25 protein-coding genes and 1 riboswitch are annotated in these 23,488 nt (G+C 59.5%); of the genes, 9 read left to right on the top strand and 16 right to left on the bottom strand.

Annotation, left to right across the window (positions count from 1 at the left end; all coding sequences use genetic code 11):
• The first annotated feature begins 44 nt into the window (after positions 1 to 44).
• From FBZ99_RS00970 to sugE, 5 genes are all read left to right on the top strand, one after another.
• Positions 45 to 2,054, top strand: coding sequence for an acetyl-CoA carboxylase biotin carboxylase subunit (locus FBZ99_RS00970; protein ID WP_145631064.1), 2,010 nt, complete (start codon positions 45 to 47; stop codon positions 2,052 to 2,054).
• A gap of 163 nt (positions 2,055 to 2,217) precedes the next feature.
• Entirely contained in the window at positions 2,218 to 3,345 is a 1,128-nt protein-coding gene (locus FBZ99_RS00965) for an S-(hydroxymethyl)glutathione dehydrogenase/class III alcohol dehydrogenase (RefSeq protein WP_069612255.1), read from the top strand.
• Positions 3,346 to 3,419: 74 nt separating this feature from the next.
• Complete coding sequence (locus FBZ99_RS00960; RefSeq protein ID WP_145317321.1) at positions 3,420 to 3,887, top strand: YaiI/YqxD family protein; 468 nt, start codon at positions 3,420 to 3,422, stop codon at positions 3,885 to 3,887.
• On the top strand, positions 3,884 to 4,720 hold the full coding sequence (gene fghA / locus FBZ99_RS00955) for an S-formylglutathione hydrolase (RefSeq protein ID WP_145631062.1): 837 nt from the start codon (positions 3,884 to 3,886) through the stop codon (positions 4,718 to 4,720). The genes FBZ99_RS00960 and fghA overlap by 4 nt, the downstream gene beginning before the upstream one ends.
• A gap of 133 nt (positions 4,721 to 4,853) precedes the next feature.
• On the top strand, positions 4,854 to 5,168 hold the full coding sequence (gene sugE, locus FBZ99_RS00950) for a quaternary ammonium compound efflux SMR transporter SugE (RefSeq protein WP_113355592.1): 315 nt from the start codon (positions 4,854 to 4,856) through the stop codon (positions 5,166 to 5,168).
• A gap of 11 nt (positions 5,169 to 5,179) precedes the next feature.
• Here sugE and FBZ99_RS00945 read toward each other — a convergent pair whose 3' ends face one another.
• The 8 genes from FBZ99_RS00945 to FBZ99_RS00910 form a co-directional block, all read right to left on the bottom strand.
• On the bottom strand, positions 5,180 to 5,566 hold the full coding sequence (locus FBZ99_RS00945) for a DoxX family protein (RefSeq protein ID WP_113355590.1): 387 nt from the start codon (positions 5,564 to 5,566) through the stop codon (positions 5,180 to 5,182).
• Between the two features lie 137 nt (positions 5,567 to 5,703).
• Entirely contained in the window at positions 5,704 to 6,096 is a 393-nt protein-coding gene (locus FBZ99_RS00940) for a DoxX family protein (RefSeq protein WP_069612260.1), read from the bottom strand.
• Between the two features lie 123 nt (positions 6,097 to 6,219).
• Entirely contained in the window at positions 6,220 to 7,752 is a 1,533-nt protein-coding gene (locus FBZ99_RS00935) for an acyl-CoA carboxylase subunit beta (RefSeq protein WP_145317312.1), read from the bottom strand.
• Between the two features lie 64 nt (positions 7,753 to 7,816).
• Positions 7,817 to 8,287, bottom strand: coding sequence for a hypothetical protein (locus tag FBZ99_RS00930; protein ID WP_113332545.1), 471 nt, complete (start codon positions 8,285 to 8,287; stop codon positions 7,817 to 7,819).
• Between the two features lie 69 nt (positions 8,288 to 8,356).
• On the bottom strand, positions 8,357 to 9,142 hold the full coding sequence (locus tag FBZ99_RS00925) for an ATP12 family chaperone protein (protein WP_145631060.1): 786 nt from the start codon (positions 9,140 to 9,142) through the stop codon (positions 8,357 to 8,359).
• Between the two features lie 9 nt (positions 9,143 to 9,151).
• Complete coding sequence (locus FBZ99_RS00920) at positions 9,152 to 9,805, bottom strand: HAD-IA family hydrolase (RefSeq protein ID WP_145631058.1); 654 nt, start codon at positions 9,803 to 9,805, stop codon at positions 9,152 to 9,154.
• Entirely contained in the window at positions 9,802 to 10,800 is a 999-nt protein-coding gene (locus FBZ99_RS00915) for an RluA family pseudouridine synthase (protein ID WP_113332548.1), read from the bottom strand. The genes FBZ99_RS00920 and FBZ99_RS00915 overlap by 4 nt, the downstream gene beginning before the upstream one ends.
• 183 nt (positions 10,801 to 10,983) lie before the next feature.
• Positions 10,984 to 11,517 carry a copper chaperone PCu(A)C gene (locus tag FBZ99_RS00910; RefSeq protein WP_113332549.1) on the bottom strand — a complete coding sequence of 178 codons (534 nt, stop codon included), beginning with the start codon at positions 11,515 to 11,517 and terminating at the stop codon, positions 10,984 to 10,986.
• Between the two features lie 168 nt (positions 11,518 to 11,685).
• A riboswitch (glycine riboswitch) is annotated at positions 11,686 to 11,773 on the top strand.
• 148 nt (positions 11,774 to 11,921) lie between these two features.
• On the opposite strand from FBZ99_RS00910, the gene gcvT reads away from it, so the two are divergent.
• The 4 genes from gcvT to FBZ99_RS00890 all read left to right on the top strand — a co-directional run bounded on the left by gcvT (position 11,922) and on the right by FBZ99_RS00890 (position 16,735).
• The gene (gcvT, locus tag FBZ99_RS00905; protein WP_145631056.1) at positions 11,922 to 13,058 is read left to right on the top strand and encodes a glycine cleavage system aminomethyltransferase GcvT; all 1,137 of its coding nucleotides are present in this window, start codon (positions 11,922 to 11,924) and stop codon (positions 13,056 to 13,058) included.
• Between the two features lie 25 nt (positions 13,059 to 13,083).
• Positions 13,084 to 13,446: a glycine cleavage system protein GcvH gene (gene gcvH / locus FBZ99_RS00900; RefSeq protein ID WP_112334775.1), complete on the top strand. Its 363-nt coding sequence runs from the start codon at positions 13,084 to 13,086 to the stop codon at positions 13,444 to 13,446.
• Entirely contained in the window at positions 13,446 to 16,310 is a 2,865-nt protein-coding gene (gcvP, locus tag FBZ99_RS00895) for an aminomethyl-transferring glycine dehydrogenase (protein ID WP_145631053.1), read from the top strand. Before gcvH ends, gcvP begins: the two co-directional genes overlap by 1 nt.
• 149 nt (positions 16,311 to 16,459) lie before the next feature.
• Positions 16,460 to 16,735 (top strand): addiction module antidote protein, encoded by a 276-nt coding sequence (locus tag FBZ99_RS00890; RefSeq protein WP_145317296.1) that lies wholly within the window; start codon positions 16,460 to 16,462, stop codon positions 16,733 to 16,735.
• A gap of 11 nt (positions 16,736 to 16,746) precedes the next feature.
• Here the strand turns inward: FBZ99_RS00890 and FBZ99_RS32990 are convergent, their stop codons facing one another.
• The 8 genes from FBZ99_RS32990 to sufB form a co-directional block, all read right to left on the bottom strand.
• Complete coding sequence (locus tag FBZ99_RS32990) at positions 16,747 to 16,887, bottom strand: hypothetical protein (protein WP_186450266.1); 141 nt, start codon at positions 16,885 to 16,887, stop codon at positions 16,747 to 16,749.
• A gap of 171 nt (positions 16,888 to 17,058) precedes the next feature.
• A complete protein-coding gene (locus tag FBZ99_RS00880) occupies positions 17,059 to 17,676 on the bottom strand; it encodes a hypothetical protein (protein WP_113355575.1) in 618 nt (205 codons plus the stop codon).
• 34 nt (positions 17,677 to 17,710) lie between these two features.
• Entirely contained in the window at positions 17,711 to 18,100 is a 390-nt protein-coding gene (sufA, locus tag FBZ99_RS00875; RefSeq protein WP_145631051.1) for a Fe-S cluster assembly scaffold SufA, read from the bottom strand.
• Between the two features lie 76 nt (positions 18,101 to 18,176).
• A complete protein-coding gene (locus tag FBZ99_RS00870) occupies positions 18,177 to 18,557 on the bottom strand; it encodes an SUF system Fe-S cluster assembly protein (RefSeq protein WP_069612273.1) in 381 nt (126 codons plus the stop codon).
• 11 nt (positions 18,558 to 18,568) lie between these two features.
• The gene (locus FBZ99_RS00865; RefSeq protein WP_145631049.1) at positions 18,569 to 19,810 is read right to left on the bottom strand and encodes a cysteine desulfurase; all 1,242 of its coding nucleotides are present in this window, start codon (positions 19,808 to 19,810) and stop codon (positions 18,569 to 18,571) included.
• Between the two features lie 15 nt (positions 19,811 to 19,825).
• Positions 19,826 to 21,100 (bottom strand): Fe-S cluster assembly protein SufD, encoded by a 1,275-nt coding sequence (gene sufD, locus FBZ99_RS00860; RefSeq protein ID WP_145631047.1) that lies wholly within the window; start codon positions 21,098 to 21,100, stop codon positions 19,826 to 19,828.
• Positions 21,101 to 21,122: 22 nt separating this feature from the next.
• Complete coding sequence (gene sufC, locus FBZ99_RS00855; protein ID WP_092716448.1) at positions 21,123 to 21,878, bottom strand: Fe-S cluster assembly ATPase SufC; 756 nt, start codon at positions 21,876 to 21,878, stop codon at positions 21,123 to 21,125.
• A gap of 71 nt (positions 21,879 to 21,949) precedes the next feature.
• Positions 21,950 to 23,419 carry a Fe-S cluster assembly protein SufB gene (sufB, locus tag FBZ99_RS00850; protein ID WP_069612982.1) on the bottom strand — a complete coding sequence of 490 codons (1,470 nt, stop codon included), beginning with the start codon at positions 23,417 to 23,419 and terminating at the stop codon, positions 21,950 to 21,952.
• Positions 23,420 to 23,488: the final 69 nt, after the last annotated feature.

Below are 23,488 nucleotides of genomic sequence, written 5' to 3'. Positions count from 1 at the left end.
ATGGCTAAAACACTGACTGAATAGGGTATTTGGGCGGAGATTGCATGTTCAAGAAAATCCTGATCGCCAATCGCGGCGAGATTGCCTGCCGCGTCATCAAGACCGCGCGACGAATGGGCATCCTCACGGTCGCCGTCTATTCGGATGCCGATCGGGACGCATTGCATGTCGAAATGGCCGATGAATCCGTGCATATCGGCCCAGCTCCCGCAGCCGAAAGCTATCTCATCGCTGAGAAGATCATTGCTGCCTGCAAGCAGACAGGCGCGGAAGCGGTTCATCCAGGCTACGGTTTTCTCTCCGAGCGCGCCTCCTTCTGCGCGGCGCTGGAGAAGGAAGGCATCGTCTTCATCGGCCCGAAGCCAAAGGCGATCGAAGCCATGGGCGACAAGATCGAATCGAAGAAATTCGCCAATGCCGCCAAGGTCTCCACGGTTCCGGGCTATCTCGGCATCATTGATGATGCCGATCACGCAGAAAGGATCGCTGCCGAGATCGGCTATCCCGTGATGATCAAGGCGTCCGCCGGCGGCGGCGGTAAGGGCATGCGCATCGCCTGGAGCAAGGACGAGGTGCGCGATGGTTTCGAGCGCGCCCGTTCGGAGGCGAAAAGCTCGTTCGGCGACGACCGCGTCTTCATCGAGAAATTCGTGGTCGACCCCCGGCACATCGAGATCCAGGTGCTGGCCGATGCCCATGGCAACGTTGTTTATCTTGGCGAGCGCGAATGCTCCATCCAGCGCCGAAACCAGAAGGTCGTCGAAGAAGCACCCTCGCCGTTCCTTGATGAAGCAACACGCAAGGCCATGGGCGAGCAATCCGTGGCGCTTGCCAAGGCCGTCGATTATCAAAGCGCGGGCACGGTCGAATTCATCGTCGATCGCGACAGGAACTTCTATTTCCTCGAAATGAATACCCGCCTGCAGGTAGAGCATCCGGTAACGGAGCTGGTAACCGGCGTCGATCTCGTCGAGCAGATGATCCGCGTTGCGGCCGGCGAAAAATTGCCGTTCAAGCAATCGGATATCAAGCTCAACGGCTGGGCGATCGAAAGCCGCTTGTATGCGGAAGATCCTTATCGTAACTTCCTGCCCTCGATCGGCCGTCTGACGCGCTATCGTCCGCCGCGCGAGGGTAAGACGGAGAAATCGGTCGTGCGCAACGATACCGGCGTCTTCGAAGGCGCCGAAATCTCCATGTATTACGATCCGATGATCGCCAAGCTCTGCACCTGGGCTCCGACGCGGCTGGAGGCGATCGAAGCGATGGGTGAAGCCCTGGATGGGTTTGTCGTCGATGGCATCGAGCACAATATGCCGTTCCTATCCGCATTGATGAAACATCCGCGTTGGCGCGAAGGCCGCCTCTCCACGGGCTTCATTGCCGAGGAATATCCCGATGGCTTCGCGCCGGCGACGCCGGACGAGGACCAAACCGCTTTGCTGTCGGCAATCGCCCTTTCCTGCAGCCTCATCGAATCCAACCGCCGTGAACGCTATGGCGACCGGCTGCGTCCGACCGCCGCGCCGCTGCGGGAGAGCTGGGTCGTCAAGCTCGGTGCCGACTATCTGCCTGTGACATTGCTTGAAGGCGTGGTGACCATTCCCTTCGAGATGGACATGCAGATCGGCGCCCAAACCGTAACTGTCGCAACCGACTGGCGTCCCGGCGACTCGGTATGGGTCGGCACCATCGACGGCCGCAAGCTGACGGCCCAGATCCGCACCGTCCTCAACGGTCTGCGCATCGATTGGCAAGGTATTTCCGTCCGGGCCAGGGTGTTCACGCCGCGCCAGGCCGAGCTCAACAAACTGATGCCCGTCAAATTGCCGCCGGATACGTCGAAGCTGCTGCTCTGCCCCATGCCGGGCCTGGTCGTGGCGATTGCCGTTGCCGAGGGACAGGAAGTTAAGGCGGGCGAAACGCTGGCCATCGTCGAAGCAATGAAGATGGAAAATGTCCTGCGCGCTGAACGCGATCTGGTCATCGGCAAGATCAACGCCAAGCCGGGCGAAAGCCTCGCCGTTGACGCCGTGATCATGGAATTCGCCTGATCGAGAAGCTTCGCCATCGCGGCCATATGGAAAAGCTTGCGTGGCGATTGCTCGGCCAAAACATGATAATTGCGACGCTAAGTGTCTGATTTTGGCTTGAGCCGCCCCGTGCGCCCATGCCAATGTCGCGCGGACCAAATCATAAGCAGGAAGGGATGAGATCATGGACGTAAGAGCAGCAGTCGCTGTTGCGGCTGGCAAGCCGCTTGAGGTGATGACGGTTCAGCTTGAGGGGCCGAAGGCCGGCGAAGTGCTGATCGAGGTCAAGGCGACCGGCATCTGCCATACCGATGATTTCACCCTGTCCGGTGCCGATCCGGAAGGCCTGTTTCCGGCAATCCTCGGCCATGAGGGTGCCGGCATCGTCGTCGATGTCGGCCCGGGAGTGACTTCGGTGAAGAAGGGCGATCACGTCATTCCGCTCTATACGCCCGAATGCCGCGAATGCCCGTCGTGCCTCTCGCGCAAGACCAATCTCTGCACCGCGATCCGCTCGACCCAGGGCCAGGGCCTAATGCCGGACGGCACCTCGCGCTTCTCGATCGGCAAGGACAAGATCCATCACTATATGGGCTGCTCGACCTTTGCCAATTATACCGTGCTGCCGGAGATTGCCGTCGCCAAGGTCAATCCCGACGCTCCCTTCGACAAGATCTGCTATATCGGCTGCGGTGTGACGACCGGCATCGGTGCGGTCATCAACACCGCCAAGGTGGAGATGGGTGCAACGGCCATCGTCTTCGGTCTCGGCGGCATCGGCCTCAATGTCATTCAGGGCTTACGGCTAGCCGGTGCCGACATGATCATCGGCGTCGATCTCAACAACGACAAGAAGGCCTGGGGCGAGCGCTTCGGCATGACGCATTTCGTCAATCCGAAGGAGGTCGGCGACGACATCGTGCCCTACCTCGTCAACATGACGAAGCGCGGGGCCGACCAGATCGGCGGGGCCGACTATACCTTCGACTGCACCGGCAACACCAAGGTCATGCGCCAGGCGCTGGAAGCAAGCCATCGCGGCTGGGGCAAGTCCGTCGTCATCGGCGTGGCCGGCGCCGGCCAGGAGATCTCGACGCGTCCGTTCCAGCTGGTGACGGGCCGCTCGTGGATGGGCACGGCCTTCGGCGGCGCGCGTGGCCGCACCGATGTGCCGAAGATCGTCGACTGGTACATGGAGGGCAAGATCGAGATCGATCCGATGATCACCCACACCATGCCGCTCGACGACATCAACAAGGGTTTTGAACTCATGCATTCGGGTGAAAGCATCCGCAGCGTCGTGCTCTACTGAGGCAGAAAGCCACTCGACTGAACGTATGCGGCGCATGAGAAAAGCGCCGCATAGAGTTGAAAAGATTTGATATCATGATTTATGTCGATGCCGACGCTTGTCCGGTCAAGCCGGAGATCCTGAAGGTTGCCGAACGCCACGGCATGGAGGTGACCTTTGTCGCCAATTCGGGATTGCGGCCGTCGCGGGACCCGATGGTGCACAACGTCATCGTCTCCAACGCCTTTGACGCGGCCGACAATTGGATCGCTGAGCATGCTGGCGCCGGCGATATCGTCGTCACTGCGGATGTACCGCTTGCCGGCCGCTGCGTTGCGACCGGAGCACTCGTGACGGGACCGACCGGCCGCATCTTCGACAAGACCAATATCGGCATGGCAACGGCCATGCGCGATCTCGGCGCACATCTTCGCGAAACCGGGGAAAGCAAGGGCTATAATGCCGCCTTCTCGCCGCGCGACCGCTCCGCCTTCCTCGAAACCTTCGACCGGCTTTGCCGGCGTGCCAAAGCACATCAATCATCGCCTGGAGACCAGTCTTGAACATCATTTCCCAGAACACGGCCTTCGGCGGCATGCAGGGTGTCTTTTCGCACGAGTCGGACGCCTGCAAATGCGACATGACCTTTGCCGTCTTCGTGCCGCCGCAGGCGATCAAGGAGCCACGCCCGGTCCTCTGGTATCTTTCCGGCCTCACCTGCACTCATGCCAATGTCATGGAAAAGGGCGAATATCGCCGCATGGCCGCCGAGCTCGGCCTGATCATCGTCTGCCCGGACACCAGCCCGCGCGGCAACGACGTGCCGGACGAATTGACCAATTGGCAGATGGGCAAAGGCGCCGGCTTCTATCTCGATGCCACCGAGACGCCCTGGGCCGAAAACTATCAGATGTACAGCTACATCACCGAGGAACTGCCTGCGATCATATCGAAGCAATTCCGCGCCGATATGAGCCGCCAGGGCATCTTCGGCCATTCCATGGGCGGCCACGGCGCCATGACGATCGCATTGAAGAATCCGGAGCGCTTCAAGAGCTGCTCCGCCTTCGCGCCGATCGTGCAGCCGTCGACGGCCGATTGGTCCGCACCTGCACTGGAAAAATATTTGGGAAGCGATCAGGCTGCATGGCGCCGCTATGACGCCTGCGCGCTCGTCGAAGACGGCGCCCGCTTCCCCGAATTCCTGATTGATCAAGGCAAGGCCGACAGCTTCCTCGAAAACGGACTGCGCCCCTGGCTGTTCGAAGATGCGATCAAGGGAACCGGCATCGGCCTAACCCTGCGCATGCACGAGCGTTACGACCACTCCTACTACTTTATCTCAACCTTCATGGACGATCACCTGAAGTGGCATGCCGAACGGCTGAAGAAGTAAAGGTAGTACCATCGCCTTGAAATAAGCAGCCGACAAATGCATATAGGAAATGCGCAGACGACTGCGGCGGCCGGCAACCAAACCGGCCGTAGACATCGCGGGGACGGCCTCGCTCTTAACAAAGGAGCGTAAAATGGCTTGGTTCCTGCTTTTCCTCGCAGGCTTGTTCGAAATTGGCTGGGCCGTCGGGCTGAAATATACCGATGGGTTCACGCGGCCGATGCCGACAGTTCTCACCGTCATCTCCATGGTCATCAGCGTCGTGCTGCTTGGTCTGGCTGTAAAAACCTTGCCGATGGGTACGGCCTATGCGGTTTGGACCGGCATCGGCACCGTCGGTACGGTTCTGCTCGGCATATGGCTGCTCGGTGATCCCGCGACCTTGATTCGGCTATTCTGCATTGGCCTCATCGTGGCTGGTATAGCCGGCCTGAAGCTTGCTGCTTGAGATCGCGGCGGTCATCGGCGCTGGCGATTGTCCAGCGCCCAGCTTCCCGGTCCGGCAAACACCAGAAACAGGAAAATGAAGCAGAACAGGATCGCTCCGTCTCCCTGATTGTTGGCCGGAAAGAAATCGATCGGCATGTGGACCATGAAATAGGCGATTGCCATTTCGCCGCTCAGGAGAAAGGCGATCGGTCGGGTGAAAAGCCCGAGCAGGATCAAGGCACTGCCTATGAGCTCTATGATCCCAGCCACGAAGAACAGCGTCGTGATCTCGTAAGGCGCCGGCGGAAAGCCGAAGACCTTTTGCGTGCCGTGCTCGATGAACAGCAACGCGGTCACGATTCGCAAAATAGCAAGGGCAGCAGGCTGATAGCGCAACAAGCGCTCGGGAAATGACATGAGGATCTCCGTTCGATAGGGGATGCGAAGGAGATCCCGTCAAAAGTGCTCTCGCTTCGCTGACAACGGAATGAACACGCGAGAGACGAATTTATTCGCCGGACCCGACGATCAGCCGAGCCCGACGAAAAGGCTGGTTACTTCTTGCTGTTGTCGATGGCCAGCAGGCCCGGACCTGCGAAGATCAGGAACAGGAAGATGAAGCAATAGAGAATCGCTGCGTCACCGCCGTTGTTGGCCGGGAAGAAATTCTTCGGATAATGCGCCATGAAATAGGCGACAGCCATGTTGCCGCACAGAATGAACGCGACCGGACGGGTAAAGAAGCCGACGATCGTCGCCAATCCGCCAACGATTTCGATGATGCCCTGAACCAGAAGCAGGGTCGGCAGCGGGCTTGGAAATTGACCGCCGGCCGGAAAGCCAACAAGCTTCTGCAGACCATGTTCGATGAACAAGACACCGGTGACGATACGCAGCACGGTAAGAGCATAGGGCTGATATTGATTCAGCCGATCGGAAAGCGCCATGTTAAACTCCAGTTTTAACTCCCCCACGAGGAAGCAATAGAGCGCACGGGCGCGAACGTGAAAACACGGATTCTGACGCTCAATCAATTTTCCGTGTGAAATCCGTGACTTGTTGTCACATGCTCACAACGGGATGTTGTCGTGCTTCTTCCAGGGATTGGTCAGATCCTTGTTGCGCAACATCCTAAGCCCCTGTGCCAGCCGGCGCCGGGTCGAGCGCGGCATGATCACTTCGTCGATGTAGCCGCGCTCTGCTGCAACGAAGGGCGACAGAAAGCGGTCCTCATACATCTTGGTGTGAGCCGCGATCTTCTCAGGATCGGCGATATCCTTGCGGAAGATGATCTCGACAGCGCCCTTGGCGCCCATGACGGCAATCTGCGCCGTCGGCCAGGCATAGTTGAGATCGCCACGCAGGTGCTTGGAGGCCATGACGTCATAGGCGCCGCCGAAAGCCTTGCGGGTGATGACCGTCAGTTTCGGCACAGTCGCTTCGGCATAAGCAAAGAGCAGCTTGGCGCCGTGCTTGATCAGCCCGCCATATTCTTGGGCTGTACCCGGCAGGAAGCCCGGCACGTCGACGAAGGTGACGATCGGGATATTGAAGCAATCACAGAAGCGCACGAAGCGCGCCGCCTTGCGTGAGGCGTCGCTGTCAAGAACGCCGGCAAGCACCATCGGCTGATTGGCGACGAAGCCGACGGTGGCACCCTCGATGCGGCCGAAACCACAGACGATGTTCTTGGCGAAGCTCTCCTGGATTTCGAAGAAGTCGCCCTCGTCCGCTACCTTCAGGATCAGCTCCTTGATGTCGTAGGGCTTGTTGGCGTTGGCCGGAATCAGCGTATCGAGCGAGTTATCCGGCTCGGTCACCGACTGATAGCACTCGATCTCGGGCACGTCAGCGGTATTAGACTGCGGCAGGAAATCGATGAGACGGCGCACCTGCAAGAGCGTATCGACATCATTGTCGTAGGCTGCGTCGGCGATCGAGGATTTCGTCGTGTGCACCGAAGCGCCGCCGAGCTGTTCCGAGGTCACCGTCTCGTTGGTGACGGTCTTCACCACATCCGGCCCGGTGACGAACATGTAGGAGGTGTCCCGCACCATGAAGATGAAATCGGTCATGGCCGGAGAATAGACATCGCCGCCGGCACAAGGCCCCATGATAATCGAGATTTGCGGGATGACGCCGGAGGCCAGCACATTGCGCTGGAATACCTCGGCATAACCGCCAAGCGCGGCTACGCCTTCCTGAATGCGGGCGCCGCCGGCGTCATAGATCCCGATGATCGGCGCCCGGTTCTTCAGCGCCATATCCTGTACTTTGGTGATCTTTTCTGCATGTGCTTCTGAAAGAGACCCACCGAAGACTGTGAAATCCTTGGCAAAAATGAAGACGGTGCGGCCGTTGACCGTGCCCCAGCCGGTCACCACGCCATCGCCGGCAATCTTGCTCTTGTCCATGCCGAAATCGGTCGAGCGATGCTCGACGAACATGTCGAACTCTTCGAAGGAGCCCTCGTCAAGGAAGATATCGATACGCTCACGCGCCGTCAGCTTGCCGCGGGCATGCTGCGCGTCGATGCGCACCTGCCCACCGCCAAGCCTCGCGATCTCACGACGGCGTTCCAGCTCCTGCAGGATTTCCTTCATGCGGCCCTCTCTCCCTCATCGCTCGGGCTTAGCATGGCGCGAGCCTTGTTTGAAGCTGGTTGGCTCAGTTTGCGAGCCGTGGCGTGTTCAGCGAAAAGATGGAACGAACCCGCGCGGCAATATCTTCCGCCATCAGCTCATCTGCGGTGGCAGGATCAGGTGCGACTGTTCTGATCTCGAACGATGCCATGGCAACCACAGAGCCACCATCGGCCGCCGCGGCATCGATATTGATCTTGGCGCTGCTGCGGTCCCGATTGAAGCCGCGCGCTTTGCGGACGTCGCTCAGTCGGACGGTGATGGCAACCTGTGGCAATTGCGGGCTGAAGCTTGTTGCAGCAATCGCGGCGTTGACGCGATCATTGACGGCTGCAACCAGCGCTGGCGACACCGGTGGCAAAGCCTGATCGGCTATAACGGTTGCGCTGCGCACCGCATAGGTTGGAGGCGGAGGATCGACGGACCAGCTCGAACATGCGGCCAGTGCCAGACATCCCACGAGCGCCGGTACGGCTCTCGTCCTCAACAACAACATGATCCCTGCCCCGACCTTCGAATTTGCAAGATATGCAGATCAATATAAAGGACTGGAAATCAACAATATTCAACTGCGCAGCGCAGAAAAAACGTCAGTTGCGGCCCGAAACTCTTCAAAACGTTGTGCACGACGCTGTTCGGCTTCTTCATCGCTGCCCCAGTGCTCGATCGTCCAATCCTCGTCGAGATGAGCGAGCGACCAGACATCGGCGAGCGGCAGGGAACCTTTGGCGAAGGCCAGCGCAAGGATTGCCGAACCGGTCAGCGTCGTGATCGTGTGCAGACTCGCAAGCTCCATCGGTGTGTCGAACTTGCGCAAAGCGGCGGAGAAGGCCGCGATGGCTTCGACAGGCTGATCCTGATGCATGACGCCTTCCGCCAGAATGAAGCGGGCGCCGAGATCGCGCGCTGCCCATTCGATCACCGGATTCCAGCGTTCCGACTGGCGCTCGACGAGCCGTTCCGGCCCCTCGGCGCGATAGCAGAGCAGATCGCTGCCGGAGAAACGGACAATTTCGTCGAATACAGCCTTGCTTTCCGTCGCAACGCCATCGATGGCCGTGTTGACGAGACGCGTTACCGGCATGGTGGCGGGATCGATCACATCGACTTGGCGTGCCCATTCGGCAGCCACCAGTCTGGCAAGCGCTTCCGTCGGCAGGGCCAGGGAGTGCCGCGCCGGCGTCTTCACCACCTTGCCATCGAGGGCGATGGCGTGTCCGCTCTCATCCTTGCTGATTGTCACATCCTTGTAGAAGCGTTTCGGCAACGGCTTCTTCATCTGGATCTGCGCACGGCGGATCGGATCGGCATGGCTGAGACCTTCGGAAAGATCGTTCAACAGGTCGCGCATGGCGTCACCTCAGAGAATATGGCTCAACAAGTCGTTCGGATGGTGGGCTATGGCATCTGCCCCAGCCGCCAGCAATTCCTCAACGGAGGCGTAGCCCCATGAAACGCCGATGGCAGTCGCACCTGCCGCCTTCGCCATCTGCATGTCGTAGATGGCATCGCCGATCACGATCGTGTCGTGGGGATCCATGCCAGTCTCGTCACAGCACTCCGTCACCATCGCCGGATGCGGCTTCGACGGGCAATCATCAGCAGTGCGCGAGACTATGAAATAGGGCGTGAACTCGTTGACCTCAAGAATATGGGTCAAACCGCGGCGGGATTTACCCGTCACCGCGCCGATCAGCAGTTCGTCGCGGGCGGCAAGCGTCTCGATGAGCGGCTTGATGCCGTCGAAAAGCGGTGTCTGCATGTCCGCCTCGTCTCGCACCTCCGGAAAGATCGACTTATAATGCGCCGTCATGGCAATCGCTTCGTCGTCGACATGGGGCTTGCCCTGCAGGCGGGCGATGGCGATATCGAGCGTCAGACCGATGATCGATTTCGTCGCGGAAACATCGGGCCGCTTATAGCCGAAGGCCACGAAGGTGCGCGCCATGACCTCATGGATCAGCCGCGCGCTGTCGACCAGCGTGCCGTCGCAATCGAAAAGTACCAGCTTCATTCGTCGTCCGGCTCCCCTGCCGATGCCTCGTCGAAACCGAGGAGATTCCATGTCTGCACCATATGCGGCGGCAGAGGAGCGGTGATGCGCAGGCGTCCGCCGCTCGGATGCGGGATATCGATGTGGCGCGCGTGCAGATGCAGGCGCTTCTGGACACCCCCCGGAAAATCCCAGTTCGGATCGTCCTCGAAATATTTGGGATCGCCGATGATCGGATGGCCGATATGCAGCGCATGGACGCGCAGCTGGTGAGTACGCCCGGTGTAGGGTTCCATTTCAAGCCAAGCGAGCCGCTGGGCTGCCGTTTCGACGACGCGATAGTAGGACACGGCGTGATCGGCGCCTTCCTCTCCATGCTTGGCGATGCGCATGCGATCGCCATCCGGCGTCGCTTCCTTCACCAGCCAGGTGGATATCTTGTCTTCATGCTTACGTGGCACGCCTTTCACCAGCGACCAATAGGTCTTCTTGGTGTCGCGCTCGCGGAAGGCTGCCGTCAGCTTCTGCGCCGCGCCGCGCGTGCGGGCGATGACGAGAACGCCTGATGTATCGCGATCGAGGCGGTGCACCAGGCGCGGTTTTTCGCCCTTCTGGTTCGTCCACGCCTCCAGCATCTTGTCGATGTGGCGGCTGACGCCGGAGCCACCCTGCACAGCCAGACCCGCCGGCTTGTTCAACACATAGACCTTGTCGTCTTCGTGCAACAGCATGCGTGCCAAGAGCTCGGCATCGCCGGAATGCTTCAATTCCTTGCCGGCGATCGGGCCGCTCTTCGTAGCCTTGGCATCGACGTCGAGCGGCGGCACCCGCACCATCTGCCCCGGCTGCACGCGGGCATCTGTCTTGACGCGGCCGCCATCGACGCGCACCTGGCCGGAGCGCATCAGTTTCTGCAATTGCCCGAAGCCGAGCCCTGGAAAATGCACCTTGAACCAGCGGTCGAGGCGCATGCCGGCCTCGTCAGGCTCGACCTTAATATGCTCAATCCCGGCCATTCTTCTTCTTTCAAAAACGCAGCATGTTCCGGACATTGCCAAACCGCGTTCGGCGGGATCATGCAAATTCAAACAACGGGACGATCAGCCCCGCAGCCGGAGATTTCCGGCCTTTTGACGTGGCTTTAGAGCATTTCGAGGAAAAGTGGAAACCGGAATTATATGGCAGGATAATTTTCTGGCTCAGCTTCCCTTAGCCGAGACGACCGGCAGATTGATGTTGACCATGCCTGCTTTGTCGAACATCAGCATCACGGGCACCGTGCCGCCCTGCTTGAACGGCGTCTTTACCTGCTTGAACATCATGTGCATCGTATTCGGCGCGAGCGTCACGGTCGCGCCGGCGGGAATGGCGATGCCGCCTTTCACCTCGCGCATCTTCATGATCTCGCCTTCCATCTTCATCTCGTGAAGCTCCACCTTGCCGGCGGATGAAGAGGTCACGGAGGTGAGCTTGTCGTCGGTCTTGCCGGTATTGTGGATGGTAATATAGCCGCCACCGACCGGCTGGCCGGGAAGCATGGCGCGAACATAACCGCCACTGATATCGAGATCGCCAAGCTTGGCAGTCGCCGAGCCGGAAGGCGCTGCACCTGCATCCATGTGCATCCCGGCCATGGATTTCATCGCACCGCTATCCTCGGCCATCGCTCCACCGAGGGGAAGCGAAAATGTGCCAATCGAAATCAGCAATGCGACGGCGTGGTTGCGATTCATCTCTGTCTCCTGCCCGGCTCCTCAATCGATAAAAAGGGATAGCCTCTCCCATCCCTGTTGCAAAGGCCCGTAATCATTGCGAAACGCAGGATTGATCGGCGCGACAAAAATTTGTTCAGCGGCGACATTTGCCCCTTGCCATCTCTGTCCGGGACCGGATAATGGCTTTCAACCCTGTTGGGAGAATCCGGCGCAAGCCGGTGCCGAAGGAGCAACCGCCCCGGAAACTCTCAGGCCAAAGGACCAGCAAGGGGCAGACGGAACTCTGGAGAGAAGCGCGCAAGCGTTCGCCGAAGGGATAACAATCTCAGGCAAACAGACAGAGGGGGCTCATCGTCAGGCGCTACCGCGCCGAAAGTGTGAGCTCTGCGCTTCTAAACGAGCGCAAAACCCGGAGGCGTCATTTGGACGAGACCGCTGCCCTCAAGACCACCCCACTTCATGCCCTGCATGTGTCCCTCGGTGCCCGCATGGTGCCATTTGCAGGCTACGATATGCCCGTACAATATGCGCCCGGCGTGCTGAAGGAACATCTTTGGACTCGATCCTCCGCTGGCCTGTTCGATGTGTCGCATATGGGTCAGGTGACGATCCGCGCCCGTTCCGGCAAATATGAGGATGCGGCATTGGCATTGGAAAGCCTGGTGCCGGTCGATATTCTCGGCCTTGCTGAAAATCGCCAGCGCTATGGTTTCTTCACCGACGACAAGGGCGGCATCCTCGATGATCTGATGATCACCCATATGGACGACTATCTTTTCGTCGTCGTCAACGCTGCCTGCAAAGAGCAAGATTTCAAGCATCTTCAAGATCATATCGGCGATAGCTGCGAAGTTACATTACTCGATCGCGCCCTCATTGCTCTGCAGGGACCGCGCGCGGTCGACGTGCTTGCCGAGCTCTGGGCCGACATCGCCCATATGAAATTCATGGATGTGCGCCATTGTCGCCTCCACGATGTCTCCTGCCTCGTATCGCGCTCCGGGTATAGCGGCGAAGACGGTTTCGAAATCTCGGTTCCGGCCGACAAGGCCGAGGATATCGCCAAGCGGCTGCTGGAGCATCCGGACGTCCAGCCGATCGGCCTTGGCGCCCGTGACTCCCTGCGTCTCGAGGCGGGCCTCTGCCTCTACGGCAACGATATCGACCAGACGACAACGCCGGTTGAAGGCGCACTCGAATGGGCTATCCAGAAGGCCCGCAAGACCGGCGGCGCCCGCACCGGCGGCTTTCCGGGAGCATCCCGCATTCTCGGTGAACTCGATCACGGCACCTCGCGCCGCCGCGTCGGCCTGAAGCCGGAGGGCAAGGCGCCGGTACGCGGCCACTCCAAACTTTACGCCGACGCCGAGGGCAAGACGGAGATCGGCGAAGTCACCTCGGGTGGTTTTGGTCCGAGCGTCGAATCCCCGGTTGCTATGGGCTATGTGCCGACAGAATTCACCGCTCCCGGCACCACCATATACGCTGAAGTGCGCGGCAAATATCTGCCAGTTGCCGTCAGCACACTGCCTTTCATCAAACCTACCTACAAACGTTGAACGTCTTTTCCAGAGAGGATTATCCATGCTGAAATTCACCGAAGAACATGAGTGGCTGAAGGTCGAAGGCGATGTCGCAATCGTGGGCATTACGGCCCATGCCGCCGAGCAGCTCGGCGATCTCGTTTTCGTTGAGTTGCCCGAGGTCGGCGCCAGCTTCTCGAAGGGAGCCGACGCGGCAACCGTCGAATCCGTCAAGGCGGCTTCCGAAGTCTATTGTCCGCTCGACGGAGAAATCACCGAAATCAACGAAGCCATCACTGCCGATCCGGCCCTCGTCAACTCCGATCCGATGGGTGCCGGCTGGTTCTTCAAGCTGAAGCTGAAGAACGTCGGCGATCTCGATGGTCTTCTTGATGAATCCGGTTACAAGGAGCTGATCGGATAATGACGACGCCGACTGAGTTCACCTTCACCGATTACCAGCCATACGATTTCGCCAATCGCCGCCATATCGGCCCGTCTCCCTCTGAGATGGCCGATATGCTCAAGGTGATCGGCTATAAGAGCCTCGACGGTCTGATCGACGCGACGTTGCCACCGACCATCCGCCAGAAGGCGCCGCTCGCCTGGGGTGCGGCCATGACGGAGCGCGAGGCGCTCGACAGGCTGCGCGAGACCGCCAACAAGAACAAGGTTCTCGTCTCGCTTATCGGTCAGGGCTATTACGGCACGATCACGCCACCGGTCATCCAGCGCAACATTCTGGAAAACCCTGCCTGGTACACGGCCTACACGCCCTATCAGCCCGAGATTAGCCAGGGCCGCCTTGAGGCGCTGCTGAACTACCAGACGATGATCAGCGATCTCACCGGTCTTGATGTCGCCAACGCCTCGCTGCTCGATGAAGCGACGGCCGCGGCCGAAGGCATGGCGATGGCGGAACGCGTCGCAAAATCGAAGGCAAAAGCCTTCTTCGTCGATGCCGAATGCCATCCCCAGACCATCGCGCTGATCAGGACGCGCGCCGAGCCACTCGGCTGGACCGTTATCGTCGGTAATCCCTTCACCGACCTCGATCCGGTCGATGTTTTCGGCGCGATTTTCCAGTATCCGGGCACGCACGGCCACATCAACGATTTCTCCGGCCTGATTGCTCGCCTGCATCAGACCGGCGCTATCGCTATCATGGCGACCGATCTTCTGGCATTGACCCTGCTGAAATCCCCGGGTGAAATGGGCGCAGATATCGCCATCGGCTCTTCGCAGCGCTTCGGCGTTCCCGTCGGCTATGGCGGGCCGCACGCCGCATTTATGGCCGTGAAGGACGATTACAAGCGCTCTATGCCGGGCCGTCTCGTCGGCGTTTCCATCGATGCGCGCGGCAATCGCGCCTATCGCCTGTCGCTGCAGACCCGCGAACAGCACATTCGCCGCGAAAAAGCGACGTCGAACATCTGCACCGCGCAGGTGCTGCTCGCCGTCATGGCCTCCATGTATGCGGTCTTCCACGGTCCGCAGGGCCTGAAAGCGATTGCACAACAGGTCCACCAGAAGGCCGTGCTGATGGCCAAGGGGCTGGAAAAGCTAGGCTACTCAGTCGAGCCGGAGACCTTCTTCGATACGATCACTGTCGAAGTCGGCCACATGCAAGGCCTCATCCTGCGCGCAGCCGTCGCCGAGGGCGTCAACCTGCGCAAGGTCGGTGAAACCAAGATTGGCATCAGCCTGGACGAGCGTACGCGTCCGGCAACGGTGGAAGCCGTCTGGCGCGCATTCGGCGGCGATTTCCGCATCGCCGATTTCGAGCCGTCCTATCGTCTGCCGAAGACCCTGCTGCGCACCAGCGAATACCTCTCGCATCCGATCTTCCACATGAACCGCGCCGAAAGCGAGATGACGCGCTACATCCGCCGTCTCTCCGACCGCGATTTGGCGCTCGACCGCTCGATGATCCCGCTCGGCTCCTGCACCATGAAGCTGAACGCGACTGCGGAAATGCTGCCGATCACCTGGCCGGAATTTTCGGATATCCATCCGTTCGTCCCGGCCGATCAGGCACTCGGCTACCGCGAGATGATCGACGACCTGACGGAAAAGCTCTGCGCCGTAACAGGCTATGACGCCTTCTCCATGCAGCCGAATTCCGGCGCGCAGGGCGAATATGCCGGCCTACTGACCATCCGCAACTACCACATTGCCAATGGTCAGGGTCATCGCGATATCTGCCTCATTCCGACCTCCGCCCACGGCACCAACCCCGCCTCGGCGCAGATGGCGGGCATGAAGGTCGTGGTTGTCAAGGTCAGCGACGATGGCGATATCGACATGGCCGATTTCCGCGCCAAGACCGAGCAATATGCCGACAATCTCTCCTGCTGCATGATCACCTACCCTTCGACGCACGGCGTGTTCGAGGAGACGGTGAAGGAGATTTGCGATCTCGTGCACAAGCATGGCGGTCAGGTCTATCTCGATGGCGCCAATATGAACGCCATGGTCGGCCTCTCGCGTCCCGGCGATATCGGCTCCGATGTCAGCCACTTGAACCTGCACAAGACCTTCTGCATCCCGCATGGCGGCGGCGGTCCCGGCATGGGCCCGATCGGCGTAAAGGCGCATCTGGCGCCTCACCTGCCCGGCCATCCGGAAACAGATGGCCGCAGCGGTGCGGTTTCGGCAGCAGCCTTCGGTTCGGCCTCGATCCTGCCGATCTCCTGGAGCTATTGCCTGATGATGGGCGGCGAAGGCCTGACCCAGGCGACCAAGGTGGCGATCCTCAACGCCAACTACATCGCTGCCCGCCTCAAGGGTGCCTATGACGTGCTCTACAAGTCCAAGGCCGGACGCGTGGCGCATGAATGCATCATCGACACCCGCCCATTGGCCGCAAGCGCCGGCGTGACGGTCGACGATGTCGCCAAGCGTCTGATCGATTGCGGCTTCCATGCGCCGACTATGAGCTGGCCGGTGGCCGGCACGCTGATGATCGAGCCGACCGAATCGGAAACGAAGGCCGAGCTCGACCGATTCTGCGAGGCGATGTTGGCCATCCGCGAGGAAGCCCGCGCCATCGAAGATGGCCGGATGGACAAGACCAACAATCCGCTGAAGAATGCACCGCACACGGTGGAAGACTTGGTCGGCGAGTGGGATCGCCCCTATTCCCGCGAACAGGCCTGCTTCCCGCCCGGTGCCTTCCGCGTGGACAAATACTGGTCTCCGGTCAATCGCATCGACAACGTCTATGGCGATCGCAACCTGATCTGCACCTGCCCGCCGCTGGAATCCTACGCGGAGGCCGCAGAATAGGATTTTTTGCAAAAAAGCGAAGCGGTTCAGTCGCTTCGCTGGAAATAGACATAAATCTATCGTGAAACTTGTCTATGAAAACGCCGCGTGTCCGAAAGGATGCGCGGCGTTTTTGATGACGCCACAGTGGGGCCTTGGAATTCAGTTTTATGCCGGAACGATTCGACGTGGACAATCCCGACAACTACATCGCCGCCGCATTCGCCACGGACGATCCTGCTTCGATCGCCAAGGCTTTGGGCGAAGTTGCCCGCACACGCAACATGAGCAAGCTCGCCAAGGATGTCGGCATGAACCGCTCGGCACTCTATCGTGCGCTGAGCGGCGACGGCAATCCGGAATTCGCGACGATCCTGAAGGTCGTCAGGGCGCTCGGCCTCAAGTTAACGCCGGTTCCGGCGCTTACCAAAGATTGCCAATTCTAGGCCGAGCGTCGCTAACCGATCGCTTCTTCGAGCAGAAGCAGCATCAGAAAGCCCGCAAAGAACATGGCCGTCACCGCTGGGCTTGGCCGTGTATTGACGGCGACGGCGGCACCCGCAATGGCGACAGCCGCCGGAATCAGTGTGTAAGCCACGCTGCAGCCGCCATGAAGTTCTCCCGTTGCTCGCCATATCGACCTTATCCGGCTCAGCGGTTTAGCCAAGGAGACGGCAAAGACGGCATGCATCGATCAAAACATGAAATGCTGCGACGGGAAATATGGCGATATTTACCCTGGACTACCCGGTAACGCGGCTACCGACAATCACCAGATCACTTTAGACAATTCGGAAATAACCGGATTGCCGTAATCCGAGTCCTTCATGCTGAATTCCGCGTCACCTGACTTCAGATTGAAATTAAAATAGACTTCGGCCGCCTCCTCTCCGAGGAAGAGCTTTGTGGCGTACCAGTCTCCCGGACCGCCGCCGAAGCCGCCCTCGGGAAGGCGTCTAGTCGCTGCTCCGAGAAATGTTATGCCGAATGGCAGCGTTTCGAGCTTGGCGTTTGAAAAGCTGCTTACTTTTGCCGTCAAGGCTTTGGCCAATTGCTGAAAAAATCGTGTCGGGCGAGAACCGGGAACATGATGGAAGGCGCCACGCGAAAAACTTATCGGACCACCGACGTCAGCGCCTCGGTCGGAGCCACCCTCCGTATTATCCGGCCCTTGAATTTCAACGATAAACTTCGTTTCATCCTCACCGCTGCCGTAGGTAGCCATCAGTATGAGTGTTTCAGTATCCGAGCCGTGAGGTTGGAGAGCAACTCTGAAAGCGAGAGGTACGGGAAAATCATCAGCAGAAGGAACAGAGATTTCGATGCGATTCTGTGCCGACACCAAAAGACCTACTGGCAGAATCAGTACGGCGCGTCGTGTGATCATCCGACAGTCCGAAGTAGCGAATATCGTCGATCCCTCATATCGCGCCCGCGACCTGTCGCTGAGCCGCCAGCGCAGCGAGATCGGCGGGCTTTAGCTCGACGGACTCGCCGCAGCCGCAAGCCGACGTTTGGTTCGGATTGGTGAAGATGAAACCCGAACGCAGTGTCGTCGTCTCGAAGCCCATTTCCGTACCAAGCAGATAAAGCACGGCAGACGGCTCGACCCAGACCTTGGCGCCATCGCGCTCGATCAGATCGTCCTTCGCGTTCGGCTCGGTTACTAGGTCGATGGTATATTCCATGCCGGCGCAGCCGCCCTTTTTGATGCCGACGCGAACGCCCTTGGCATCAGGGCCGGAATTCTCGACGATCGCCTTGACGCGAGCTGCTGCCGCATCCGTCATGCTCATGACTGCAAAGCCCATGGGCTCATTCTCCTTCCACATCCGGGGTCAAGATCCGGTGCTTCGAGTCTTAATGTAAAGCCGGCGGCTTAAAGCTTCAATACCAGCCCACGGCAACCTGCGCTTCTTCGGACATGCGATCCGGCGTCCAAGGGGGATCGAACGTCATCGAGACGTCGACGCCGGAAACGCCCTCAACGGCGCCGACGGCATTTTCCACCCAGCCCGGCATTTCACCGGCAACCGGACAACCAGGCGCCGTCAGCGTCATGACGATCTTCACCATGCGATCGTCTTCGATATCGATTTTATAAACCAGACCGAGCTCGAATATATCGGCGGGAATTTCAGGATCGTAGACCGTTTTCAGCGCGGAAATAATATCGTCGCTGAGGCGCGCCAGCTCATCTGCGGGGATGCTGGAATGCACGATCCCTTCGCGCGCGTCGATCTTCTGTTCGCTTTCGTCGAGTGACATCGCTTGCCTCCTCAGGCAAAGAATTTCCGTGCATATTCCAGTGCATCGGCCAAGGCGTCCACCTCGGCGCGGGTATTGTACATGCCGAACGATGCACGGCATGTGGAGGTGACGCCGAAGCGTTTCAAGAGCGGCTGGGCGCAATGCGTGCCGGCACGAACGGCAACACCCTGCCGGTCAATCACCATCGAGACGTCGTGGGAATGGATACCCGCCAGCTCGAAGGAGAAGATGCCGCCCTTGCCTGGCGCCGTACCGATGACACGCAGCGAATTGATATCGCGCAGCCTTTCCGCCGCATAGGCGGCAAGATCGGCTTCGTGGCGCGCAATCGCTTCCCGGCCGATGCTGTCCATATAGTCGAGCGCATAGCCAAGGCCGATCGCCTGCACGATCGGCGGCGTTCCCGCTTCGAAACGATGCGGCGGATCGTTGTAGGTGACGTTTTCCTCGGTGACATCGAAGATCATCTCGCCGCCACCCTGGAATGGCCGCATCTCGGCGAGCCGCTCCTTCTTGCCGTAGAGAACGCCGATGCCCGACGGACCGTAAAGCTTGTGACCGGTCATGACATACCAGTCGCAATCGATATCCTGGACGTCGACTGGCATGTGCACGGCACCCTGCGAGCCGTCGATCAGAACCGGAATGCCACGCTCATGCGCGATGCGGCACACTTCCTTCACCGGAACGACGGTTCCAAGCGCGTTCGACATATGGGTGATGGCGACGAGCTTCGTGCGTTCCGTGAGGCTCTTTTCGAAATCCTCGATATGGAACGCGCCCTCGTCATCGACAGGTACCCAAACGAGTTTGGCGCCCTGACGCTCGCGAATGAAATGCCAGGGAACGATGTTGGAATGATGCTCCATGATGGAAACGACGATCTCGTCGCCCTCGCCGATCTCAGGCATGCCCCAACCGTAGGCGACCGTGTTGATCGCTTCCGTCGAGTTCTTGGTAAAGACGATGTCGTCGACCGATGGCGCATTCAGGAAGCGGCGCACCTTTTCGCGAGCCGCTTCATAGGCTTCCGTTGCAGCGTTGGACAGGAAGTGCAGGCCACGATGCACATTCGCATACTCATTCGAATAGGCATGCGAGATGGCATCGATGACGACCTGCGGCTTCTGCGCGGAAGCGCCGTTGTCGAGATAGACCAGCGGCTTGCCATGCACCGTCTTCGTCAGGATCGGGAAATCCCGGCGAATGGCTTCGACGTCATAGGCCGTTGCCGGCACGATCTTGTCCACGAGCTTTGCCTCCAATCAGGCGTGCTTTTCCAGCCAGCCGGAGATGACGCCTTCCAGCGCCTCGACCAGGGCTTCGTCTTCCAGTTCCTCGACGATCTCGGCCACGAAGGCGTTGACCAGCATGGCCCGTGCCTTCTTCTCCGGGATGCCGCGCGCCATCAGGTAATAGAGATGGTTGCCGTCGATATCGGCGACAGTGGCACCATGGCCGCACTGTACGTCATCGGCGAAGATTTCAAGCTCCGGCTTCACCGAGAACTCGGCATCGTCGGACATCAGCAGCGTGTTGCAGGCCATCTTGGCGTCGGTCTTCTGCGCATCCGGTGCGACCCGGATCATGCCCTGGAAGACGCCGCGGGCGCGGTCGAACACCACATTACGGATAACTTCCGTGGAACCTGTGTTCGGAACGTCATGGCCAAGCACCATCGTCACATCGGTATGCGTATCGCCGCCGAGCAGGTTGATGCCGCGCAGCGTCAGATCGGCGCCCTCGCCCACGACCTTGATATACAGTTCCTGACGCACCAGCTTGCCGCCAGCGTTGATGACAAACAGCTTCAGCTTGGCATCTTCTCCGAGCTCGATGCGAAGCTGGCCGAGATGGGTGTCTTCGCTACCCTGCTCCTGCAGGATGATCCAGGTGATCTCAGATCCCTTGCCGATCCTGACTTCGCTGACCGAAGAAACCAGCGCGGCAGCGCCTTCGACCGCCTGATGACGCTCGATAAAGGTCGCCTTGACGTCGGCACCGAAAGTAACCGGCAGACGGCTGTGGATCTGGCCGCCAGCATGGATGAACTGCACTTCGAGCGGCGCATCGAGTTCTGCGCCATCGGGGAAATCGATGACATAGCCATCGCGCACGAAGCTCGCATTGATACGCCCGATGGCGTCATCCCTGCCGAGCGCTTCGAGACCGGCAGCAGCCGTGCCGTTGATCAGGCTATCGGCGTAGCGCGCAACGGTCAGGTTCTTGACCGATGCCTTCTCGCTTGCCTTGCCCTGAAGGACGGTAATGACAGGCGATCCTTCGACCGTCGGCGGCAGCGCCTCGACGAGGCCCTTGCCGATATCGCTCGGAACCAGGCGCAGCAGGTTCTTGAAATCGGTATAGTGCCATGCCTCGATCCTGCGCGTTGGCAGACCGGCGGTCTTGAGCTCGTCCAGAAGGCGATCGCGGACGGCGAAAACTTCGCCATCGCCAGGCAGATCGCCCATCTGGTCGTTATACGCCTCGATCAGCGCCGTCTCCGCGGCGGTGAGGCGGTTCGTCGTCTGAATGTTCATCGACGTGTCCTTTCCGCCTCGATCAGGCTGCAGCTCCGATGATGTCGGCGTAGCCGTTGGCTTCCAGCTCATGCGCCAGCGTCTTGTCGCCGGACTTGATCACTTGGCCCTTGTAGAGGACGTGAACGGTGTCCGGAACGATATAGTCGAGCAGGCGCTGATAGTGGGTGATGACGATCACGGCGCGATCCGGAGAACGCAGCGCGTTGACGCCGTCGGCGACGATCTTCAGCGCGTCGATATCGAGGCCGGAATCGGTTTCGTCGAGCACGCAAAGCTGCGGCTCCAGGAGCGCCATCTGCAGGATTTCGGCACGCTTCTTTTCACCGCCGGAGAAGCCGACGTTCAGCGGGCGCTTCAGCATGTCCATGTTGATCTGCAGCTTGGCCGCAGCATCCTTAACGCGGCGCAGGAAATCCGGCGTCGTCAGCTCGTCTTCGCCGCGTGCCTTGCGCTGTTCGTTCAGGGCAACCTTGAGGAACTGCATGGTGGCAACGCCGGGGATTTCGACCGGATACTGGAACGCCAGGAAGATGCCCTTGGCGGCACGCTCGGCGGCATCGAGCTCCAGAATGCTCTCGCCGTTATAAAGGATGTCACCCTCGGTGACTTCATAGTCCTCGCGACCGGCGAGGATATAGGAAAGCGTCGACTTGCCGGAGCCGTTCGGGCCCATGATGGCGGCGACTTCACCGGCCTTCACGGTCAGGTTCAGGCCACGGATGATCTCGGTGCCGTCTTCGGCGATACGGGCGTGCAGGTTCTTGATTTCAAGCATTTGAGTATCCTATCGCAGGAATGAAGGTGCGGCGCGCGCGGCGCGCCAAAGCTAATTCTGTTTCGTGTGCGTCAGCCGACGCTGCCCTCGAGCGAAATGCCGATCAGCTTCTGCGCTTCGACGGCAAATTCCATCGGCAGTTCCTGCAGCACTTCCTTGACGAAGCCGTTGACGATCAGTGCGATCGCCGCTTCCTCGGGAATGCCACGCTGCAGGCAGTAGAACAGCTGATCTTCGGAAATCTTCGAGGTTGTGGCTTCATGCTCGAACTGCGCGGACGAGTTCTTCGCCTCGATGTAGGGCACAGTGTGCGCGCCGCACTTGTCGCCGATCAGCAGCGAGTCGCACTGCGTGAAGTTTCGGGCATTGGTCGCGCGGCGATGCGCCGAAACCTGGCCGCGATAGGTATTCTGCGAGACGCCGGCGGCAATACCCTTCGAGATGATGCGGCTCGACGTGTTCTTGCCGAGATGGATCATCTTGGTGCCGCTGTCGACCTGCTGATGGCCGTTCGAAACCGCGATCGAATAGAACTCGCCACGGCTGTCGTCGCCGCGCAGGATGCAGGACGGATATTTCCAGGTGATCGCGGAGCCGGTTTCGACCTGCGTCCAGGAGATCTTGGAGCGATGGCCGCGGCAATCTCCACGCTTGGTGACGAAATTGTAGATGCCGCCCTTGCCGTGCTTGTCGCCCGGATACCAGTTCTGCACCGTCGAATATTTGATTTCAGCGTCATCGAGCGCAACTAGTTCGACGACGGCAGCGTGCAGCTGGTTTTCATCGCGCTGCGGCGCCGTGCAGCCTTCGAGATAGGAGACATAGGCTCCCTCTTCGGCGATGATCAGCGTGCGCTCGAACTGGCCGGTGTTCTTCTCGTTGATGCGGAAGTAGGTCGACAGTTCCATCGGGCAACGAACGCCCTTCGGCACGAAGACGAACGAGCCGTCAGTAAAGACCGCGGAATTCAACGTCGCATAGAAATTGTCCGAGGTCGGCACGACGGAGCCAAGGTACTTGCGCACCAGATCCGGATGCTCTCGGATAGCTTCCGAAATCGACATGAAGATCACGCCGGCCTTCTTCAGCTCTTCCTTGAAGGTGGTGACGACCGAGACGGAATCGAACACCGCGTCAACGGCAATCTTCGACTTCTCGACGCCGGCAAGAATCTCCTGCTCGCGCAGCGGAATGCCGAGCTTCTCATAAGTCTTCAACAGTTCCGGGTCGACATCATCGAGCGACTTCGGACCGGCGAATTTCTTCGGGGCGGCATAATAATGAATGTCGTTGAAGTCGATCTTCGGGTAGTCGACACGGGCCCATGTGGGCTCTTCAAGGGTCAACCAGCGGCGATAGGCCTCGAGGCGCCATTCGAGCATCCAATCCGGCTCTTGCTTCTTGGCGGAGATGAAGCGGATAATATCCTCGGAAAGACCCTTGGGAGCCTTTTCCACCTCGATCGTGGTCTCGAAACCATACTTATACTGGTCCACGTCGATCTGGCGAACCTGATCGACCGTTTCCTGGACTGCAGGCATTTCGTTCTCCAATCTCGCCGGATCCAAGGTCCGGCAGCTTGTCAACGTTGCGGCAGACTTATGTCTGCC

This window comes from Rhizobium sp. ERR 1071, from assembly GCF_007828675.1.
In the GTDB taxonomy this organism is placed as follows: Bacteria; Pseudomonadota; Alphaproteobacteria; order Rhizobiales; family Rhizobiaceae; genus Rhizobium; species Rhizobium dioscoreae.
The sequence above is the reverse complement of the archived record's forward strand: the minus strand, read 5'-3'. Positions and strand labels throughout refer to the sequence as shown.

What these genes read in the sequence shown, in the direction of transcription:
- sufC (WP_092716448.1), bottom strand. Translation starts at nt 21,878, where the DNA reads ATGCTTGAAATCAAGAACCTGCACGCCCGTATCGCCGAAGACGGCACC.
- FBZ99_RS00930 (WP_113332545.1), bottom strand. Translation starts at nt 8,287, where the DNA reads ATGTTGTTGTTGAGGACGAGAGCCGTACCGGCGCTCGTGGGATGTCTG.
- FBZ99_RS00925 (WP_145631060.1), bottom strand. Translation starts at nt 9,142, where the DNA reads ATGCGCGACCTGTTGAACGATCTTTCCGAAGGTCTCAGCCATGCCGAT.
- FBZ99_RS00945 (WP_113355590.1), bottom strand. Translation starts at nt 5,566, where the DNA reads ATGTCATTTCCCGAGCGCTTGTTGCGCTATCAGCCTGCTGCCCTTGCT.
- FBZ99_RS00870 (WP_069612273.1), bottom strand. Translation starts at nt 18,557, where the DNA reads ATGTCACTCGACGAAAGCGAACAGAAGATCGACGCGCGCGAAGGGATC.
- FBZ99_RS00910 (WP_113332549.1), bottom strand. Translation starts at nt 11,517, where the DNA reads ATGAATCGCAACCACGCCGTCGCATTGCTGATTTCGATTGGCACATTT.
- FBZ99_RS00940 (WP_069612260.1), bottom strand. Translation starts at nt 6,096, where the DNA reads ATGGCGCTTTCCGATCGGCTGAATCAATATCAGCCCTATGCTCTTACC.
- FBZ99_RS00915 (WP_113332548.1), bottom strand. Translation starts at nt 10,800, where the DNA reads ATGGCCGGGATTGAGCATATTAAGGTCGAGCCTGACGAGGCCGGCATG.
- sufA (WP_145631051.1), bottom strand. Translation starts at nt 18,100, where the DNA reads ATGGGCTTTGCAGTCATGAGCATGACGGATGCGGCAGCAGCTCGCGTC.
- sufD (WP_145631047.1), bottom strand. Translation starts at nt 21,100, where the DNA reads ATGAACATTCAGACGACGAACCGCCTCACCGCCGCGGAGACGGCGCTG.
- gcvP (WP_145631053.1), top strand. Translation starts at nt 13,446, where the DNA reads ATGACGACGCCGACTGAGTTCACCTTCACCGATTACCAGCCATACGAT.
- FBZ99_RS00960 (WP_145317321.1), top strand. Translation starts at nt 3,420, where the DNA reads ATGATTTATGTCGATGCCGACGCTTGTCCGGTCAAGCCGGAGATCCTG.
- sugE (WP_113355592.1), top strand. Translation starts at nt 4,854, where the DNA reads ATGGCTTGGTTCCTGCTTTTCCTCGCAGGCTTGTTCGAAATTGGCTGG.
- FBZ99_RS00920 (WP_145631058.1), bottom strand. Translation starts at nt 9,805, where the DNA reads ATGAAGCTGGTACTTTTCGATTGCGACGGCACGCTGGTCGACAGCGCG.
- FBZ99_RS00965 (WP_069612255.1), top strand. Translation starts at nt 2,218, where the DNA reads ATGGACGTAAGAGCAGCAGTCGCTGTTGCGGCTGGCAAGCCGCTTGAG.
- FBZ99_RS00970 (WP_145631064.1), top strand. Translation starts at nt 45, where the DNA reads ATGTTCAAGAAAATCCTGATCGCCAATCGCGGCGAGATTGCCTGCCGC.
- sufB (WP_069612982.1), bottom strand. Translation starts at nt 23,419, where the DNA reads ATGCCTGCAGTCCAGGAAACGGTCGATCAGGTTCGCCAGATCGACGTG.
- FBZ99_RS00935 (WP_145317312.1), bottom strand. Translation starts at nt 7,752, where the DNA reads ATGAAGGAAATCCTGCAGGAGCTGGAACGCCGTCGTGAGATCGCGAGG.
- FBZ99_RS00890 (WP_145317296.1), top strand. Translation starts at nt 16,460, where the DNA reads ATGCCGGAACGATTCGACGTGGACAATCCCGACAACTACATCGCCGCC.
- gcvH (WP_112334775.1), top strand. Translation starts at nt 13,084, where the DNA reads ATGCTGAAATTCACCGAAGAACATGAGTGGCTGAAGGTCGAAGGCGAT.
- FBZ99_RS00880 (WP_113355575.1), bottom strand. Translation starts at nt 17,676, where the DNA reads ATGATCACACGACGCGCCGTACTGATTCTGCCAGTAGGTCTTTTGGTG.